Below are 1,577 nucleotides of genomic sequence, written 5' to 3'. Positions count from 1 at the left end.
CTGAAAAATGGGATAGACGCAGAATGTAAAAAAATGTTGTATGGGCTTGCGGAGGAATACAAATTTAAGATTCTGGCGATGGAGGTTATGCCAGATCATATTCATTTACTTCTGGATTGCAAACCACAATTTTTTATATCAGACATGATAAAGATTATGAAGGGGAATCTGGCACGTCAGTTGTTTCTTTCGCATCCGGAATTAAAACAGGAGTTGTGGGGAGGACATTTGTGGAATCCATCGTATTGTGCAGTCACCGTAAGTGACCGAAGCAGGGATCAGGTAGTGGCATACATTGAGGGACAAAAAGAGAAGGAAAAAAGAAAGTAGGAAATTTTATGCAGATTGTATCCAGCTATGGAGTAGAAATTAAAAAAAAGAATATACCGCTCCGCTCTACGCTGGATATTTTTCGGAGGCAGTTTCCTATCTGATTCCGGTGTATGCAGAGACCTGGGAAGAACTTTCAGAAATCAGAAATCCACAAAAACGCTTTAATGAAGCGGAACATCTGGTACATGAGACAAAAAAGAATCATGCCAGATTTCTGTTTGACCGTCATTTCCCTAAGATGCCATCTTATCTGAGAAGAGCGGCGATTCAACACGCACTTGGAGCCGTGTCCTCCTATCAGACACGCCTTAGTTTGTGGGAAAAGGGAGAACTGAGAGGAAAACCGAAGCTGGTCTGTGAGAATCATGCGATGCCGGTATTTTATCGGGATGTCATGTATAAGGAAGCAGAACCGGGAGAAGATGCGGCACATTTAAAGCTGTTTGATGGGCGAGAGTGGAAGTGGTTTCAAGTAAAATTACTTCATACCGATATGGAATATCTGCGAAAAAAATGGAGTGGTAAAAAGGCATCTGCCCCTACTTTGGAAAGGAAACATCATAAATATTTCCTTCGGTTTTCATACACAGAGGAAGTAAGCTTATCAAAAACAGATGTAAAAGAGCAGGTGATATGCAGCGTTGATTTAGGAATCAATACGGATGCAGTCTGCAGCATCATGCGTGCAGATGGCACTATCCTGGGACGTAAATTTATAAATTTCTCCAGTGATAAAGACCATTTGTATCATGTGCTTGGCAGAATCCGCCGTTTTCAGAGAGAACATTCCTCCAGACCGGTCCAACGCCGATGGAATTATGCAAAAAGGCTGAATATGGAGCTGTCCCGCAAAATAGCTGCGGAGATCACGAAATATGCCGCAGAGTATCAGGTAGATGTAATTGTGTTTGAGTATCTGGAAATGCAGGGAAAAATATCCGGAAAAAAGAAGCAAAAGCTTCATTTATGGAGAAAGCGGGATATTCAGAAACTGTGTGAACATCAGGCACATCGGAACGGAATTCGTGTGTCCAGGGTCAGTGCCCGGAACACCAGCAGGCTGGCCTGTGACGGAAGCGGAGCGGTAGTAAGAAACCAGGAGAACCATAGCCTATGTACCTTCCGGACCGGAAAACAGTATAACTGCGACCTGTCAGCATCCTATAATATCGGAGCGAGATATTTTATACGGGAACTTTTAAAACCCTTGCCGGAAACGGAAAGGTCTTCACTGGAGGCAAAAG

2 protein-coding genes are annotated in these 1,577 nt (G+C 43.2%); both read left to right on the top strand.

Annotation, left to right across the window (positions count from 1 at the left end):
- Positions 1-330 (top strand): IS200/IS605 family transposase (gene tnpA, locus DW085_RS18700; protein WP_118494355.1); only part of this gene is annotated, 330 nt, incomplete at its 5' end.
- A gap of 109 nt (positions 331-439) precedes the next feature.
- A partial coding sequence (locus DW085_RS18695; RefSeq protein ID WP_243034107.1) for an IS200/IS605 family accessory protein TnpB-related protein occupies positions 440-1,577 on the top strand: 1,138 nt, incomplete at its 3' end.

It is taken from the genome of Clostridium sp. AF50-3, assembly GCF_003477445.1.
GTDB classification, from domain to species: domain Bacteria; phylum Bacillota; class Clostridia; order Lachnospirales; family Lachnospiraceae; genus Otoolea; species Otoolea fessa.
Note: the sequence above shows the minus strand (reverse complement) of the source record. Positions and strands in the feature narration are given on the sequence as shown.